The sequence below is a fragment of the Enterococcus sp. DIV0170 genome, from assembly GCF_051710765.1.
Classification (GTDB): Bacteria; Bacillota; Bacilli; order Lactobacillales; family Enterococcaceae; genus Enterococcus_A; species Enterococcus_A raffinosus.
Genome location: NZ_JBIOLG010000001.1, coordinates 3,112,236 through 3,127,875 on the forward strand (window position 1 = coordinate 3,112,236; position 15,640 = coordinate 3,127,875).

Below are 15,640 nucleotides of genomic sequence, written 5' to 3' on the forward strand. Positions count from 1 at the left end.
TTCCTCCTATACTGAAGTCACAGTAATATCAAAGTAGTCATGCTTTTTATATGAAAGAATTAATTCAATTAATTTGTTGTCTGCTGAGTATGTTTTTTGTGTTATAAACACTACCGGGGCTTCTCCAGAAATTTTAAGTAATTTCTTTATCTCATTAGGTACAGGAGATAGTATTTTGAAATTTTCTTCGAATTGATTGTTGAATAGATTGATATTTTTCTTCTCGCGAACCGTATCATAGATTGATTTCAATTGTTCCTTCGATGCACCTTGAATATAATTTGAGTCCATATAGGTTGTCGTCAGTTGAATTGGGGTATCCCCAGCATATTTCAGACGAGTAATTTCTTGAACCTCAATCCCCTCCTCAAATTCACCAATAATCTCAGAAGTAGACTCCGTTTTAACAGAAATGACTTCTGTACGCTCATCACTGCGATCAAAATATTTATAATCATTTTCAAAATACCGGACTGTTGTTCCTCTAAGCGCCTTTGTAACAAAGGTTCCCTTTCCTTGGACTCTATAAACATACCCTTCTGAAACAAGCTCATTCAAAGCTTTTACTACGGTTGTTGAACTCACGTTGTACTTATTTTTTAGTTCTGCTTCGCTTGAAATCTTTTGTCCTGGCTGGAATTCCTTTGAAAGTATTCTCTTTACGATGTCCTGTTTAATTTCCTCATATTTTGCTATAGCCATATTTATTTCCTCCTTAAAACTTAACACGTTAACCTGTTAACACCTTGATAATAGCATCTATTAATTATTTGTGCAAGCGTTTTCTAAAATTGATTTATTTTTGAAGAAAGCAAACATACCTCTTCTTTATTTCATAATAAAAGTCCTCCTTTTAAAAAAAGAGGACTTAAATAAGTATTTAAAAACTGGAAAATTATTATTCTACCACCGCTACAATCTCAACTTCAACCAATGCATCTTTGGGTAAATTAGCGACACCAACACAGGAGCGGCTTGGTTTTTCATTATCAAAAAAGCTTTCATAAATTTGATTGAAGGCAACAAAATCAGACATATTCTTCAAGAAGCATGTCGTCTTTACGACTTGGTCATAGTCCGCACCGACCGCTTTTAAAAGTCCACCAACGTTTCGCAATACCTGATAGGTTTGATCCTCGATCGTTTCACCGACCATTTCCCCACTTGTCGGATCTAATGCAATCTGACCTGAAGCATACAACATGCCGTTTACCACTTTTCCTTGTACATAAGGGCCGATTGCCTTTGGTGCCTCTGCCGTTTCAACGGTATAGATAGCTGTTTCTTTAAAATTTACCTTCTCTACATTGTTTTCCATTTTCCCCACTCCTTTTTTGTTTGGTACCTATTACTAAAATAAAAAAGCATCTCACTAATTTCTTAGTGGGATGCTCTGGAGAATCCCACTCAACAAATGTCAAACAGGACCTCAAACTGTTTTTTTCAAAACAAGTTTCAAGTCCTCAGTCTAATAATAATGATCATTTGTCCAGTAGTCGTCGCGTTCATAGAAATTCTCCTTAGAAAAATTAAATTTAAATGGCAATTAAATTAATTTATGGTTGTAATGATAAAGGAGGTTTTATCAGTTGTCAATGAGTTTATAGAATTTTCTGACATTTCATCTCTCATTTTTGTAAGTCGATTGTTCGTTTAATAAATGGTGGCTGACAAAAAAATTCAGTATCGTGGTTTTCAGAGAGAGGAGTTTTTTTATGAACAAAGGAATGACTGGTTTCCAGTTAAAAGTTTTAGGGGTTGTGACCATGGTCATTGATCACATCGGAGAATTTTTTCTCTTTTTGGGTGTTCCCATCTGGTTCCATTGGATCGGACGAATCGCAGCACCGCTGTTTCTATTTGAAAGTTCTGAGGGGTTCATTCATACGAGCGATCGTAAAAAGTACATGTTCCGATTGCTAGCCGGCTATTGGCTGATGGGGATCATTAACTTCATCCTAAATCGTTACTTTTCTATCGGTGGATCAATCGTTATCAATAATATTTTTGGCACCATATTCTTAGGGACTGTCTACATGCAGGCCTGCGAATATTTCAAACAAAGGAAAACCTTTATGAAGGGCCTCGTATGGTTCCTTGTACCTACCCTGTTAAGCATTTTCGCGATGATGCTATTGTCTAACGACAGCCTATTCGATTCGAAAATCGGCTTGTTGTTTTTCCAAGTATTCACTCTAATCGTTCCAACAGTCATGATGACAGAGGGTGGCTTTTTACTAGTGGCCCTCGCTGTTTTATTCTATCTTTTCCACGGAAAGAAATTTCTACAAGTTGCGGCACTAATCGTTGTCGCCGTTATTACACTTGTTTTTGGCGGTGGAATTCAATACGCCTTCTCCTTTAACTATCAATGGATGATGTTCCTAGCGGCAATCCCAATCATTCTTTATAACGGCGAAAAAGGGCGGGGTATGCGGAATTTCTTCTATATTTTCTACCCTGCACACATCGCTATCTTCGCTGTTCTAAGCTTTCTTATCCAACGCTAAGCTTGACCTTGGCGAAAAAAAGCTTTACAATGCTTTCTGTGAATAAATCGTACAGATAACACGCAGGGCGTGTCGAGAGAGAGGCGGTTTCTATTAATTTAGAAACCACCTCTCCTTTTTTGCGAGTTCAACTTTTTGCAGTTATTAAAAGTGTGAGGCCGGTTTCTTCTGTGTCAACTAGTTCAAGTACAGGTTGTTTAGTTGAATCGTATGCGTGACGAAGATATGACTCATTTTTCTGGGTTTTAGAAAAATGAAGTCCCCTTGACTTGAGGTAGCTGCGAGTTCATCTTTTCGCAGAATACCAAAAGATGAAATGAATTTTGGGTCTTCACTAATTCAAGTACAAGCTGTTTCGTTGAATCGTATGCGTGACGAAGATATGACTCATTTTTCTGGGTTTTAGAAAAATGAAGTCCCTTGACATGAGGTAGCTGCGAGTTCATCTTTTCGCAGAATACCAAAAGATGAAATGAATTTTGGGTCTTCACTAATTCAAGTACAAGCTGTTTCGTTGAATCGTATGCGTGACGAAAATATCTCTCATTTTTCTGAGTTTTAGAAAAATGACTTCCGGTCACTTGAGGTAGCTGCGAGTTCAACTTTTCGCAGAATACCAAATGATGAAATGAATTTTGGGTCTTCACTAATTCAAGTATAAGCTGTTTCGTTGAATCGTATGCGTGACGAAAATATCTCTCATTTTTCTGAGTTTTAGAAAAATGAATGCCGCTCCGCTACGCCAATATGAACCCGGCGGCACAAACTCAAAGCACTGTTATCTGTCGAAACAAAGTGAGGTTATTACATGAAAGAAAAGAAAATCCATTTGTTGTTAGCTGTCCTTGCCACTGGAATTATGTCCTTTGCTGGGGTCTTGATTGAGACCGCCATGAATGTGACCTTCCCTACGCTGATAACACAGTTTGGGATTTCGACTGGTATGGTACAGTGGGTCACGACGATTTATCTCTTAGTGATTTCCATTATGGTGCCCTTTTCCAATTATTTATTGAAAAATTTTTCGATTCGCAAGTTATTTATTGTCGCAAATCTGTTCTTCATTGCGGGTTTAGTGATTGATTTATGGTCTCCTTCTTACAGCATTCTTTTAGTCGGACGTTTACTGCAGGGTGTCAGCACAGGGATCGCTTTACCGCTGATGTTTCATATTATATTGAATTTCACTCCTATGCATAAACGAGGCACCATGATGGGGGTTGGAACATTAACGACTTCGATCGCTCCAGCGATTGGGCCCACTTATGGCGGAATCATGACTGCCAGCCTGTCTTGGCATGCAATTTTTCTATTTTTATTACCTGTACTCGCGATTTCTTTGGTGATTGGTCTTTATGCCATCCCAGAGATGCCTGTCAAGAAAGCTGGGGCGCTGGATGTCGTTAGCTTGATTGGCGTCGCGTTACTGTTCAGCGGACTATTAATGTTCTTAAATCAAATTGGCAGCTTGCTAAGTCTTGTTTCGCTAGCTATCGGCATTGTCGGATTCGTGATCTTCTATCGTCAGGCAACGCGCGGAAAAAATCCGCTAGTGCGTATTACCGTATTGAAAAATAAAGTCTTTGTTTTATTCTTGTGCGGCTTTTTGGTTTGTCAGTTTTTACTTTTAGGGATTTCCTTCGTTTTACCAAACTTCATTCAAATCGTCTTAGGCAAAGATGCCTTTATCGCAGGGCTTGTCATGATGCCTGGAGCCGCAGTCGGCGCGATTTTAGCTCCAATCTCTGGACGTGTCTTAGACAGCTTTGGGCCGAAAAAACCGATCTTATTAGGCTTGAGCTTTGCGACGATCGGTTGGATCGCCTTAACACTGTTATTACGTTCACCGTTTCTGCTAGGATTCGTCGCAGGTCATGTCTTTTACATGATCGGTATTGGCTTTTCCTACAGCAACTTAATGACTACAGGAATGAACTTGCTGTCAGAGGATGAATATGGTGATGGCAATACGCTGTTTAATACGTTGCAGCAATTCTCTGGTGCCGTTGCCACAGCAATCGTTGCAACAATCATTAACTTGGCTCAACAATCCCAATCGGATTTTATCGCCGCAACAGTTACCGGCTCCCAGCTTTCCTTACTCGTCCTATTAGCTTTACTACTGGCGGTCTTTACTGCTTGTCTGGTTCATTTTCGCAATAAACCCGCTTTGGATTGATGGTAAGAAACAGGGCAAAAGTTCCTTCTATCTTCGCTAGCTTTCATGTCAGATCCTGATACACTTAACCTATCAAGGTTGGAGGGATAGAAGATGACATTAGGAAACAATTTCTACACTGCACGTAAAAAGCAGGGATTGTCTCAAGAAGATGTCGCCGAAAAACTCGGCGTTAGCAGACAAACCATTTCAAAATGGGAGCTCGACGAAACCCTGCCGGATATCAATCAATCGAAAAAATTAGCCGCCGCATACAAAGTTTCTTTGGATGAACTAATCGAATTCGATCCAGACCTAAACGATATCAAGGAAGTCATCGCTAAAACCAGTGAAGAGAAGCAGCAGAAGATTGACTGGACGACGGTTTGGTCTGAAAAATACCCTGTGTTGGCAACCTATCAAAAGACTGTCCATGTAGAAACGTATGCTTCTCAGCTAACAGAAATGCTGAAGCGTTTGAAAAGGGATTATGGCTACAATGATCAGGACGCTTTTCTAGTGTTGAAGGATATTTTGGCTCAAATCTGGAACAACAAATAACGGGAAAGCCGTGACGGACTCTGTCACGGCTTTTTCCTATTCTTCACATTCAGTTCCTGTACTTACCATTTCTGCGGCTTCGCTTTTTTTCACTTGAAGAATCAAGAGGATGGCGAATAAAACAATGAGTGCCCCGAATAATGGTGTATAGGCAATAGACATTTTACCAGTGACTTGTGCACCGATTGTCGACCCTAATGTAATTCCGATATTGAAGGCGGCGATATTAAACGCTGAAGCCAGAGTAATGTCCTGCGGTACGTACTTTTCTGCTAACTGTACAACATACAGTTGCAGACCTGGCACGTTCATGAAGGCAAATAAGCCTAACAGCATCGCTGCCAGCAGTCCTAGAATACTGTTTCCAATCAAGATGGTCACAAATAAGAACACGAGGGCCGCCATCAAAAGACCGAACATCTTGATCAAGGATGCCAACGGCTTTTCATTCGCGAAATGTCCGCCAACAGTATTCCCGATAGCGACCATTACGCCATAAACGATCAAAATAACCACGACAGCACTGGCAGAAAAACCAAAATCGGCTAAAATCGGCGACAGATAAGTATATGCAGCAAAGGTACCGCCATAACCGAAAGCGGTAATCAAGAAGGACATCACCAATGGTTTATTGGTAAAAATTCGGGGGAAGCCCTTCAAGTCCACTTTACCTGGAATCGGTAAATGACGGGGAACCAAGAAGCTGCTGGCGATTAGTCCCAGCAACCCAACAACAGCGATAAAGATAAAGGACATGTTCCAAGCTGTCTGTTGACCAATGAAGGTTCCAAGCGGTACTCCTGTCACGGTAGCCACAGTCAAACCTGTAAACATGATCGCGATGGCACTTGCACGACGTGAAGGCTCAACAACATCGGCTGCAATCACAGTTGAAACAGACATAAAGATTCCGTGAGCCAAGGCTGCCAAAATGCGGCCTAGCAATAAAATAAAGAAGGTCGGTGCAAAAGCCGCCAGCAGATTTCCACTGATAAACAGCAGCATAATGCCGATCATCAAACTACGTCGGTTCCATTTTCCTGTTAAAACGGTCAATAAAGGGGCTCCAATCGTAACGCCTAAAGCGTACAATGAAACAGTCAACCCTGCTTGCGCAAGTGTGACATGAAAGCTGTGAACGATCATCGGTAACAGCCCGACGCTGATAAATTCCGTTGACCCGATCGCGAAGGCATTAATCGCGAGAGCCAGCAATGTTAAATTTGGTGAGAGTTTCTTTTCCATTTTGTTCCTCCAAAAAAAAGTATTTGTAACCTACGAGAAGATACTATATACTGTTGATGATCTTTTGATAAGTACCCACTTTTTTGTACTATAGATACCTTTTAGTAACTTTTGGATGGTATCAACATTTTAAGGAGGAATTTTTTTTGGAGAATCGTTCCTATATGATCGGTGTCGAAGCGACGATGGATGTTATCGGCGGAAAATGGAAACCCATTATTCTTTGTAACCTTCGCCATGGACCGATGCGTCCCAGCGACTTGAAGCGAGGAATTACTGGCATCAGCCAAAAAATGCTGACACAGCAGCTTCGTGAGTTAGAGGAAGATAATATTATTGACCGGAAAGTGTATCAACAGGTGCCTCCGAAAGTCGAATATTCATTAAGCGATTATGGCCGCAGCCTGTCTGATATTCTAGATAGTCTGTGCAGCTGGGGCGAGCAGCATGTCGCTCACCTGCAGGAGCAAGGACAAGATATTTGTTTGAAGGCAAACTAAAAAGAAGTTGAGAAGGCGCTAGTCTCTAAAATCGTTCGCTTGTAACGTTTAGAGAAGGGACTCTTTCTCAACTTCTTTTTTATTTGATGACGATATTATCGGTCATTTTGGCCCAATGATTGGTTGGACCATGTCCGTGCCCAACAAAAATCGGCTGGCTGATAGCTGCTTGGATAAATTTCTTGCCGATAATAATCGCTTCCTTCAGCTCGGTTCCTTTTGCCAGTTCCGCGGCGATACAGGCGGAAAAGGTGTCACCAGTTCCATGAGTACTTGCTGTCTCCACTCTCGGCGCACTCATCCAGAAGCTTTCTCCTGATGCCAGCAAAACATAATCCGCCGCATCCTTGTTCTGGCTGTGTCCGCCTTTAACGACAACGTTTTGCGTACCGAAGGTTTGCAGCTTTTTCGCTGCCTCGATCATCTCCTGATCCGTCACGATCCGCTGACCAATGATGACTTCTGCTTCTGGCAAATTGGGGGTAACGATCGTCGCTAATGGCAGTAATTGCTGATTGATCGTTTTTACCGCGTCACTTTGTAACAGATGATGGCCGCCCTTCGCTACCATTACAGGATCTACGACTATTGGGCCAAAATCTACCTGCTTCAGCTTTTTTACCACCGTTTCTACTCGTTCCACATCCGCCAACATCCCAGTCTTAGCAGCACCAATCGCAAAATCAGCGGCTAAAGAATCAAACTGCGCTTCGATAAAGGGGCTAGGAATCGCCATGCTGTCTTGTACCCCATAGGTATTTTGAGACGTCAATGCCACAATAATGCTCATTCCAAAAGCTTTTCGTGCCTGAAAGGTTTTGAGGTCCGCTTGAATTCCTGCGCCACCGCCAGAATCTGATCCGGCAATCGTTACAACCTGAGGCGTTTCATTTATCATTTTGATTCCCCCAATACTTTATCCATTTTTTCTTTCAAACGTCGAACTTTTTCGCCGACCGCTTTTGCCTGCATGATTTCGCTAACGATCGATACTCCGGCGATTCCTGTTCCGTAAAAATCCGTCAGGTTATCTTCCTTGATCCCGCCGATCGCAACACTAGGAATCGTTACCTGCTCATTGATTGCCTTCAGTGTTTCGATCGAGGTTAGCGGCGTCTCTTTGGTTTTTGTTGGGAAAATCGCCCCAATGCCTAAGTAGTCCGCACCGGCTTTTTCTGCCTCAACTCCTCGTTCGACAGTTTTTGCTGACACGCCCAAGATCTTTTCGGGACCAATCAGCGACCGCACCACCTCTACTGGCATTTCATCATCCCCGATGTGCACACCTGCTGCATCAGCCGCCAAGCAAATATCTACCCGGTCATTGATGATCAGCGGGATCTGATACCGATCCGTCACCTGTTTTACCTTCAAAGCCAGTGCATAAAATTCTCCCGTCAGTAAGTCTTTTTCTCGCAGCTGAACAAGTGTGACCCCATTTTTACAGGCCTCTTCAATCACCGTCAGAAAGTGTTCATCGCTAAAATCATAGCGAGCTGTTACCAAATAAAGCGTTAAGTCCATTGTTTTTCTTCTCCCTTCACTTCAGTCCACCATTCTTTTTCCATCAAAAGCGAGAGTTGATTCAAGGTTGCTTGTCGAAAAGCCGCCAAGCCATTTTCATCGCCTGCTTGCTCTCCGCATAGATTAAAATAGCTGACCGCCGTAACGACCGCCGCCGAAGCCTCTGCTCCAGTCCCCAATAACGCGGCGATCAAAGCACCGACAACATCGCCGGTCCCAGTAAAGCGATCCAATGCCGGCACGCCGTTTCGCAGCTGCCAGACTCTGCACTGATCCACAATAATATCTTGGCTGCCAGTAGCTAAAAAGGTTGTTTTAGGATACGTCTTTGTTAATTGCTGCAGAGCATTTGTTAGCTCTTCGATTGCTGGGTCGCTTTGATCCAGCTCACTGCCATCCACTCCGCGGGCATGGCTTGGTAAGCCGCAAAAATTACGCAGTTCAGAAATATTCCCCTTTACTACGGTTGGCTTTTCTTCAACAAGCTGACGCCCTATCCGATCTCTTGTGCGGCTGACCCCATAGCCTACTAGGTCAACGACGGTTGGCTTTCCCACCTTGTTTGCCAGCTTCGCAGCGGCGACTAAACTTCTTTCACGTTCCTCCGAGAGATGACCAATATTCAGCAATAAACCGTCTGTCTGTCGAAACAGCTCGTCAAACTCCCGCGGATCACAAGCCATGATCGGCTTTGCCCCGATATAAAGCAGCGCGTTCGCTACCGTTTCACAGGTCACCTCATTGGTTATACAATGAATCAGCGGAGCCTCGGTTAAGGGCAGTAGTTTTGAACCATCTATTTTCATCATCCAAACATCCTTTCACTGGAAAATAAGCGCTGCCAGCGTTTAAAAATCGCTGTTTCCTGCAACTTTACTAAGACGACAAAAGCAATCGCCGAGCCAATCAGGGTCGCACCGACAAAGCGCGGAGTGTAAATCAACCAATACAGCTCGTTCTGACTGCCGGTGAACCACACCATCACAGGATAAGATAAGAGCGAGCCGATAATTCCCGTACCAACAACTTCACCCAGCATTGACCAGATCAGTTTTTTTCCCAAACGATAAAACAACCCCGCAAAGAAAGCACCAAACACCGCTCCTGTCAGCGCCAAAGGCGGAATCCCTAACATCGTCATACGGATCAAGGCACAAACTAGCGCCATCACCGTTCCATAAATGGGACCCAACAACACGCCGGCGATAATGTTCATGACACTAGACATCGGCGCCATCCCCTCGATTCGCATCAAAGGTGACAAAACAACATCCAAGGCAATCATTAAAGCCAATAGCGTCAATTTGTGGATTTTATTTTTCTCCACGACAAAAAACTCCTTTCTCATTTTCAAGCAACCATTCTGCAAGAAACAAAAGGAGTAAAAGACAGAAAAACCCAACCAAAATAAAATGGTCGGGTACGATCAGTCAACTAGCTACATTTCCCTGCGGCAGTCTTAACTGCATCAGGTTCCATGGGTATAATCTCAGCTAAACAGCACCCCAAATGTTTCTCTTCAATTGATTGGAGTATAACATACTTTTTTTAATCCAACTAGCTTATAATAAGAAAAGACTTCGTAAGCTCCCTCAGCTTTGACGCGATAAGACGTTTAAGAAAGCGGCTAGAACGCCCCCAGCCTCTAGTCCTGTTACAATAAACTAGATAAGTAAAAACTGAAAGGATGTTTTTTATGCCGAAGCCAAATTTTTCCGCGATTCACCATGTCGCTATTATTGTTTCCGACTATGAGAAGGCGAAGCATTTCTATGTCGATATCCTTGGTCTGCCGATTATTCGGGAGCATTACCGACCAGAGCGTCAAGATTACAAACTTGACCTACAGTTGAACGACGCAGAATTAGAAATCTTCGCGGTGAAAAATCCACCGAAACGCCCAAGCTTTCCAGAGGCAGCGGGATTACGCCATTTAGCCTTTAAAACAAAGGATATTGAAGCAACCATCGCTTTCTTGAACAGTCACGGAATCGAGTGCGAACCTCTGCGAACCGATGACTTTACTGGTGAGAAGATGACCTTCTTCTTTGATCCTGACGGTCTGCCATTGGAATTACACGAATAAAAAACGCTCCTTTTCGTCGTTGAAAAGGAGCGTTTTCTCTATTCGGTTTTTCTAAGCGCAAAAATACGCGTTACTACGAGTCCAGCTAACAGAAGACTGATCAGATAAAAGAAGCCATTTTCTGCATTGTGTTTCACGCCTGTGACAACGACTGATTCAAGATAACCGGCATTTAAAACGGGCTTTCTTTCTTTTTCGATGTCGATAGTAATCGGATCAGAAAAGCCATCCGGGTTCACGTGACTGCTAAGTTTCGTACTCCCTTTTTTGACAAATCCATACTTGCCATATTCCTCATCCAGTACTTTCACAGAAACCTTATAGGAATTTTGGTCGGTAGCTGTAAAGTAGTAGTTGCCATCTTGGTTTGTAAGGGTTGTTTCGATCGCAACATACTCAGAGGAATTTTCCACCTTCTTATATAAGGTCACTTCTCGATTCTCTAATTCTTCACCCTTGTCATAGGTACTATTTTTGATTTTATCAAGAAAGATTGTCCCAGAAAGGGTCGTTGGCGGTCCCCAAATCGCATAAAGTACTTTGTCACTATCCATCGTAATCTTGTCCGTTCCCTCTGTACTATAGCGCTTGCCTTCACCATCAGCACTTTCGCACCAATATAGAAATACATACTCAGGATGGTCACTTGGCGGGGTATATTTCAACTCTGTTTCTGAACGAATTGTTGCAATTTCTGGAGGATTTAGTTTGAAATATTGTTCCTCATATAGTTCGCCGCCGCCACCATTTGGATCATAAACGATTCTTACTGAGTTCGGGAAATAATTGACCTGATAATCATTCAGATAACTATTTTCAAATCCAAGCGGTCCATTGATAATATGTGGTATAGGCTGCTTTCTCTGAGAACGATTGTCTTCGGTGACCTCACCTGAACCGGTAACTGTAATGTTTCGATAGTAAGCATCTGCATCTACTGGAGAATCATAATAATAATCCTCTGTAAAAATACCGCCACCGCTTCTTTTTGCGACGTTCAGCGAAATGGCACCGCCAGTAACCGATAACTGCGCCGTTGCTTGGAGATACACGCCCGCACCGTTATTGAGCGCGGTATTTTGAGTGATCAAGCCCGCATTCATCTGAAACTCTGCACCGGCACTGGCAAAGACCCCGCCGCCATTTCGTGCAGGATTACTAGCAATCGAACCATCGTTCATGGTAAAGACTGTCCCTGCGTTATCAATATTCACCCCGCCGCCAAAATTACTGGTTGTATTTTCGGAAATTGTACTTGCTGAGCCGTTCATTTCGACGGTACTGGCGCTATTGGCAGAGATCCCACCGCCATAAGAAGCGGTGTTTTTACTCAGACTGCTATTCATGATAATCAAACGAGCATCGGCTTCTAGACGCGCCCCACCACCATTTCCTCCAGCGGTATTGGCTTCTATAAGACTATTACTGATGGTCCCTTCAACATTTTCTTTAAGAAAAAGCGCCCCACCCTGCGATTCCGAAGTATTCTTGATTACCTCAACTTGTTCAGCCTCCGTCCCGCCAAGTGTGAATTTTGCGTGGGCAGTCGCAAATAATGCACCGCCACTGCTTTCGGCTTTATTCCTTTCGATTTTCCCTTTGGTCATCTTGAATTCCGTATCCGGCAAATCGATATTTACGCCACCGCCGTCACCACCTCTATTCTCACTTTCCGTTCCGCTCACTGGCGGCGTGCCCTCTACGATCTCAGACTCACCATCCGCGATAAGACGGGCACTATTTCTTGTAATATCGGTCGCTGTCATCGTGATTTTGCTGCCGTCATTGGCGGAGATGCCACCGCCATAGCGAGACTCATTGCCGCTGATTGTGCTGGTTTCTATTTCTAATACCGTTGCCATCCCCAGCTTTAAGGCGCCACCATACCTGCTGGCCTTATTTGAATCAAAGCGACTCTCGCTGATCTTGGTCTGGGTGCCGTTGACAAAGATGCCGCCGCCTTGATGTCGCGCGGTATTTTCTGTGAAAGTAGACCCAGTGATCGACAACTCTTGACTTCCTTCACTTACATACAGACCACCACCATCATAAGCACTGTTTCCTGTAAATTCACTGTCGATGACGGTCACCTTCGCTGAATACCAGCCGCCAGTCCCATTCGATTGATTCTCGATCATGATCCCGCCGCCATAGCCTTCTCCTGCTTGATTCCCAGTCGATTGATTGCTGCGTACTTTTACATTAGTAATTGTGACAATGGCTTTATCTGCTAAGATACCGCCACTCTGCTTCGCTTTGTTTTCGCTGATTTCTCCTCCTTGCATGGTGAAGGTGGTCGCTGTCCCATCTAAATTGACTCCGCCGCCGCGTTGCCCTGCAGTATTTTTACTGATAGTCCCGTCAGTCATAGTTATTTGGCTATTTTCATTTACCGAGATGCCACCGCCATAATTGGCCTCATTCTCACTAATTTCACTTGCGTTGCCGGTCACCTCGAGAATCGCTTCACCTGTTGCACGTATCCCACCACCATCAGTGTTAGCGGTATTGTTCTTTATCTTTCCATCAATTATCGTTAAGGTACTTTTTCGGATAAAAATACCACCGCCATTTACCTCGCTAGTATTTTGACTGATTTCACCGTTGGATACCTGAATCGGTCCTTCTGTTGTATAGATCCCACCGCCGTTAGCACTAGCTTCGTTCTGATAGATTGTTCCACCTGTCATTTCGACTCTTCCACCAGTAGTATAAATGCCCGCACCATTGGTTGCTTCATTTCGGTTGATTTCACCAGCATTTTGGGTAAGCGTACACCCGCTGACTAGATAGATTCCGCCGCCATTCCCATTGTCCTCTACTTTATTGGCGGTGATACTGCCGCCGTTCATCACGACGCTGCTGTTATTTTCGACTTTGATACCGCCAGCTTCATTGTGCTTCGCAATATTTGCAGTCACTGTCGCTTGGTCGTTGACCGTTAGAGAACTTTGATCTAAATGAATTCCGCCGGTCCGCCATTGTCCGATATTTTCAGAGATGCTGCTCGTCCCGCTGACTTCTACTGTGCTATCTTTAGCGTATATCCCGCCGCCGGTGTCACTTGATTGATTTAGATACACCTTACTGTTGCTTTTTAAGTAGACTTTGCTATTTTCCTTTGCTTCAATCGCACCACCTTTATTTCCAAAGGTCTTGGTAATTTCCGCATTTTCTCCAAGGTTCAGTGTTCCTCCTGTTAGTTCCACACCGCCATTGGATGGTCCCCATTGTCCGTCGTTATAGGCCTTTCCCGCTCCTGCTAAAGTAATATTCTCTAAAGTAAGACTCGCATCACTGCTGACTTTTATGTGGCGCTTTGTTTGTTCTTCTGGGTCCGTTTCACTTTTAGGCTCGATGTTTTGGGTAATAGTATTGTTTGAAGCAGACGTCAAAAGGATGTTTTTTCCTGTAGCAATCGTTGCTTCTTCCCCTTGGGCAGTGTCATCACCTGTCAGTAGAATCGTGAAAGGCTCAGTATTTGTTGTAGCTTCAACAGCAGCTTTTAAAGTCGGGTAAGAGCCTATCAATGCATTTGTGGAATCATAGACTTTATAATTTCCACCTGTTGCGTTGGGTAACCTTTTGAGCCGCATTCCTGCACCTATACCCACGATAGCTTCGTTTTCTGTTACCTTTATCGGCTTAGAATAGGAACGTGAAGATTCCGTTTCCTTGTCGCTATCAAACTTGTTGTCCGTTCCCGACTGAATATCGGCGATCGGAACTAAATAGTCATTGCCATCCAACGTTTGTTCTTCGACGACCACTTGATATTCCCCTGCCGCTAAGTCCTTAAAGGAGTAATTTCCAGAGTCATCCGTCACCGTTTCAGTTATTTCTTGGTTCTTATTTTCCGCTTCCACCAAATAGAGTTTGATCGCTGCTAACTGTCGTTCATCCCTGTCATGTGCACCGTCCTCATTTTCATCTAGCCAGACCATGCCCATGATTGTTCCAGTTATTGCCTGCGCAACAGGGGCTCCTTCAACTTTTTCGGTTGATTCTATGGTTTGCTGCCCTTCATTGTCAGTCGTTGCTTGTGTACTTGACTCTTTTTCATTGCTATGAAGGGATTCTTGAAGCTCTTCTGCAGTGGAGGACCCCTCTATCGTTTCAGCAGAGATCATAGAAAAAGGCATGTTTGTCAAAAAAAGCGTGAGGATCAGCCAAAGAGTCAGCCAGTTTGAACAGCTATACCACCGCTTGCTTTTATTCCTCATTTTTGTCAAACCTCCTCACTTGTATCTTCTTCAGTAATCCTTTTTTATGAAAAAATGACCGCCTGTCATATCCTCAGAAAAAAAGACAACTAGCCTTTGAGAAAGCGTCGACCCATCAAGGATGGATCGACATCTTACTCTTTGGTTTCAATGTATTGCTTTCCTTTGTAGAAACTCATTGCCGCAAGTAAAACAATGAATCCCAATAGCCAAAGATTTTCCTTCAGCTGGCCCGTACTTGGCAGACGACGTTCTGATTCCTCAGTTTTTTCCTTTTCCTGCTTAGTATCGGGCAGAGACTCCGTCATAGGTTCCTCTTGATTTTTTGTTTGTACCGCCGTGTACATATTTTCAAATACAGCCGCAGCTACCTTCAGCTTTTGAGCATTCTTCACTGTAAGATCAACGTTTAAAGCTCCATCTATGTCCACAACATGAGCGGTGATCAGATAGACTTGATCATCATAGATAATCTCAGGTTTATCCGAGGGGATTTGTTGATAGAGTTTATAGATAAACGTCCCTTCATGAGAAAAATCGAACCCTTCAATAATTTTGCTTTCGTTTCCTGCTAGCTGTACTTGATAAGGTGTCTGATTATTAGGCATCGGACTGTTCGGCTCTAACGGTTCAAGAATATAGATACCTGTTTGGGCGATCTGCTCCAAACTGCCAGCGTCCATTTTAAAGGTCTGCTCAATGGGAATATGGGCCGTCGCTTGGGCCGAGACTTGCGTTGGAAAGAAAAAAGCAACGACAAGGAGAACAACTAGATAAAAACAAGTTTCATATCTTTCACGTGTTCTCATTTTATTTGCTCCCTTCTTTTTTCC

14 protein-coding genes and 1 riboswitch are annotated in these 15,640 nt (G+C 43.4%); of the genes, 5 read left to right on the top strand and 9 right to left on the bottom strand.

The window, feature by feature from the left end; genetic code table 11:
• Positions 1-6: 6 nt before the first annotated feature.
• The gene (locus IGI50_RS15065; protein WP_438777512.1) at positions 7-702 is read right to left on the bottom strand and encodes a GntR family transcriptional regulator; all 696 of its coding nucleotides are present in this window, start codon (positions 700-702) and stop codon (positions 7-9) included.
• A 196-nt stretch (positions 703-898) separates the two neighbouring features.
• Positions 899-1,318 carry a Rid family detoxifying hydrolase gene (locus IGI50_RS15070; RefSeq protein ID WP_010745067.1) on the bottom strand — a complete coding sequence of 140 codons (420 nt, stop codon included), beginning with the start codon at positions 1,316-1,318 and terminating at the stop codon, positions 899-901.
• A 397-nt stretch (positions 1,319-1,715) separates the two neighbouring features.
• On the opposite strand from IGI50_RS15070, the gene IGI50_RS15075 reads away from it, so the two are divergent.
• From IGI50_RS15075 to IGI50_RS15085, 3 genes are all read left to right on the top strand, one after another.
• Positions 1,716-2,510: a TraX family protein gene (locus IGI50_RS15075; RefSeq protein WP_438777513.1), complete on the top strand. Its 795-nt coding sequence runs from the start codon at positions 1,716-1,718 to the stop codon at positions 2,508-2,510.
• A gap of 808 nt (positions 2,511-3,318) precedes the next feature.
• On the top strand, positions 3,319-4,689 hold the full coding sequence (locus IGI50_RS15080; RefSeq protein ID WP_438777514.1) for an MFS transporter: 1,371 nt from the start codon (positions 3,319-3,321) through the stop codon (positions 4,687-4,689).
• Positions 4,690-4,782: 93 nt separating this feature from the next.
• Entirely contained in the window at positions 4,783-5,229 is a 447-nt protein-coding gene (locus IGI50_RS15085; protein ID WP_438777515.1) for a helix-turn-helix transcriptional regulator, read from the top strand.
• A 36-nt stretch (positions 5,230-5,265) separates the two neighbouring features.
• On the opposite strand, the gene IGI50_RS15090 is transcribed toward IGI50_RS15085, so the two are convergent.
• Complete coding sequence (locus IGI50_RS15090) at positions 5,266-6,474, bottom strand: MFS transporter (protein WP_438777516.1); 1,209 nt, start codon at positions 6,472-6,474, stop codon at positions 5,266-5,268.
• Positions 6,475-6,620: 146 nt separating this feature from the next.
• Between IGI50_RS15090 and IGI50_RS15095 the strand changes: the two genes are divergently transcribed.
• Positions 6,621-6,974, top strand: a complete 354-nt coding sequence (locus tag IGI50_RS15095; protein WP_010745062.1) for a winged helix-turn-helix transcriptional regulator — start codon at positions 6,621-6,623, stop codon at positions 6,972-6,974.
• Positions 6,975-7,053: 79 nt separating this feature from the next.
• Here the strand turns inward: IGI50_RS15095 and thiD are convergent, their stop codons facing one another.
• Genes thiD through thiW form a run of 4 tightly spaced genes read right to left on the bottom strand, consistent with a single transcriptional unit; the run spans position 7,054 to position 9,783 of the window.
• Complete coding sequence (gene thiD, locus IGI50_RS15100) at positions 7,054-7,872, bottom strand: bifunctional hydroxymethylpyrimidine kinase/phosphomethylpyrimidine kinase (RefSeq protein ID WP_438777517.1); 819 nt, start codon at positions 7,870-7,872, stop codon at positions 7,054-7,056.
• The gene (gene thiE / locus IGI50_RS15105) at positions 7,869-8,498 is read right to left on the bottom strand and encodes a thiamine phosphate synthase (RefSeq protein WP_438777518.1); all 630 of its coding nucleotides are present in this window, start codon (positions 8,496-8,498) and stop codon (positions 7,869-7,871) included. The genes thiD and thiE overlap by 4 nt, the downstream gene beginning before the upstream one ends.
• Complete coding sequence (locus tag IGI50_RS15110; RefSeq protein WP_438777519.1) at positions 8,489-9,307, bottom strand: hydroxyethylthiazole kinase; 819 nt, start codon at positions 9,305-9,307, stop codon at positions 8,489-8,491. Before IGI50_RS15110 ends, thiE begins: the two co-directional genes overlap by 10 nt.
• Positions 9,304-9,783, bottom strand: a complete 480-nt coding sequence (gene thiW, locus IGI50_RS15115; RefSeq protein WP_438777602.1) for an energy coupling factor transporter S component ThiW — start codon at positions 9,781-9,783, stop codon at positions 9,304-9,306. Before thiW ends, IGI50_RS15110 begins: the two co-directional genes overlap by 4 nt.
• Positions 9,784-9,926: 143 nt before the next feature.
• A riboswitch (TPP riboswitch) is annotated at positions 9,927-10,016 on the bottom strand.
• 178 nt (positions 10,017-10,194) lie between these two features.
• Here thiW and gloA2 point away from each other — a divergent pair.
• A complete protein-coding gene (gloA2, locus tag IGI50_RS15120) occupies positions 10,195-10,584 on the top strand; it encodes an SMU1112c/YaeR family gloxylase I-like metalloprotein (RefSeq protein WP_438777520.1) in 390 nt (129 codons plus the stop codon).
• Positions 10,585-10,622: 38 nt separating this feature from the next.
• Here gloA2 and IGI50_RS15125 read toward each other — a convergent pair whose 3' ends face one another.
• Both IGI50_RS15125 and IGI50_RS15130 read right to left on the bottom strand, forming a co-directional pair.
• Positions 10,623-14,807 carry an SdrD B-like domain-containing protein gene (locus IGI50_RS15125; RefSeq protein WP_438777521.1) on the bottom strand — a complete coding sequence of 1,395 codons (4,185 nt, stop codon included), beginning with the start codon at positions 14,805-14,807 and terminating at the stop codon, positions 10,623-10,625.
• A 134-nt stretch (positions 14,808-14,941) separates the two neighbouring features.
• On the bottom strand, positions 14,942-15,616 hold the full coding sequence (locus IGI50_RS15130) for a hypothetical protein (protein WP_438777522.1): 675 nt from the start codon (positions 15,614-15,616) through the stop codon (positions 14,942-14,944).
• Positions 15,617-15,640: the final 24 nt, after the last annotated feature.

Coding starts and splice junctions, on each gene's coding strand:
- IGI50_RS15085 (WP_438777515.1), top strand. CDS start 4,783: ATGACATTAGGAAACAATTTCTACACTGCACGTAAAAAGCAGGGATTG.
- IGI50_RS15080 (WP_438777514.1), top strand. CDS start 3,319: ATGAAAGAAAAGAAAATCCATTTGTTGTTAGCTGTCCTTGCCACTGGA.
- IGI50_RS15075 (WP_438777513.1), top strand. CDS start 1,716: ATGAACAAAGGAATGACTGGTTTCCAGTTAAAAGTTTTAGGGGTTGTG.
- IGI50_RS15125 (WP_438777521.1), bottom strand. CDS start 14,807: ATGAGGAATAAAAGCAAGCGGTGGTATAGCTGTTCAAACTGGCTGACT.
- IGI50_RS15110 (WP_438777519.1), bottom strand. CDS start 9,307: ATGATGAAAATAGATGGTTCAAAACTACTGCCCTTAACCGAGGCTCCG.
- thiE (WP_438777518.1), bottom strand. CDS start 8,498: ATGGACTTAACGCTTTATTTGGTAACAGCTCGCTATGATTTTAGCGAT.
- thiD (WP_438777517.1), bottom strand. CDS start 7,872: ATGATAAATGAAACGCCTCAGGTTGTAACGATTGCCGGATCAGATTCT.
- IGI50_RS15070 (WP_010745067.1), bottom strand. CDS start 1,318: ATGGAAAACAATGTAGAGAAGGTAAATTTTAAAGAAACAGCTATCTAT.
- thiW (WP_438777602.1), bottom strand. CDS start 9,783: ATGATTGCCTTGGATGTTGTTTTGTCACCTTTGATGCGAATCGAGGGG.
- IGI50_RS15065 (WP_438777512.1), bottom strand. CDS start 702: ATGGCTATAGCAAAATATGAGGAAATTAAACAGGACATCGTAAAGAGA.
- IGI50_RS15090 (WP_438777516.1), bottom strand. CDS start 6,474: ATGGAAAAGAAACTCTCACCAAATTTAACATTGCTGGCTCTCGCGATT.
- gloA2 (WP_438777520.1), top strand. CDS start 10,195: ATGCCGAAGCCAAATTTTTCCGCGATTCACCATGTCGCTATTATTGTT.
- IGI50_RS15130 (WP_438777522.1), bottom strand. CDS start 15,616: ATGAGAACACGTGAAAGATATGAAACTTGTTTTTATCTAGTTGTTCTC.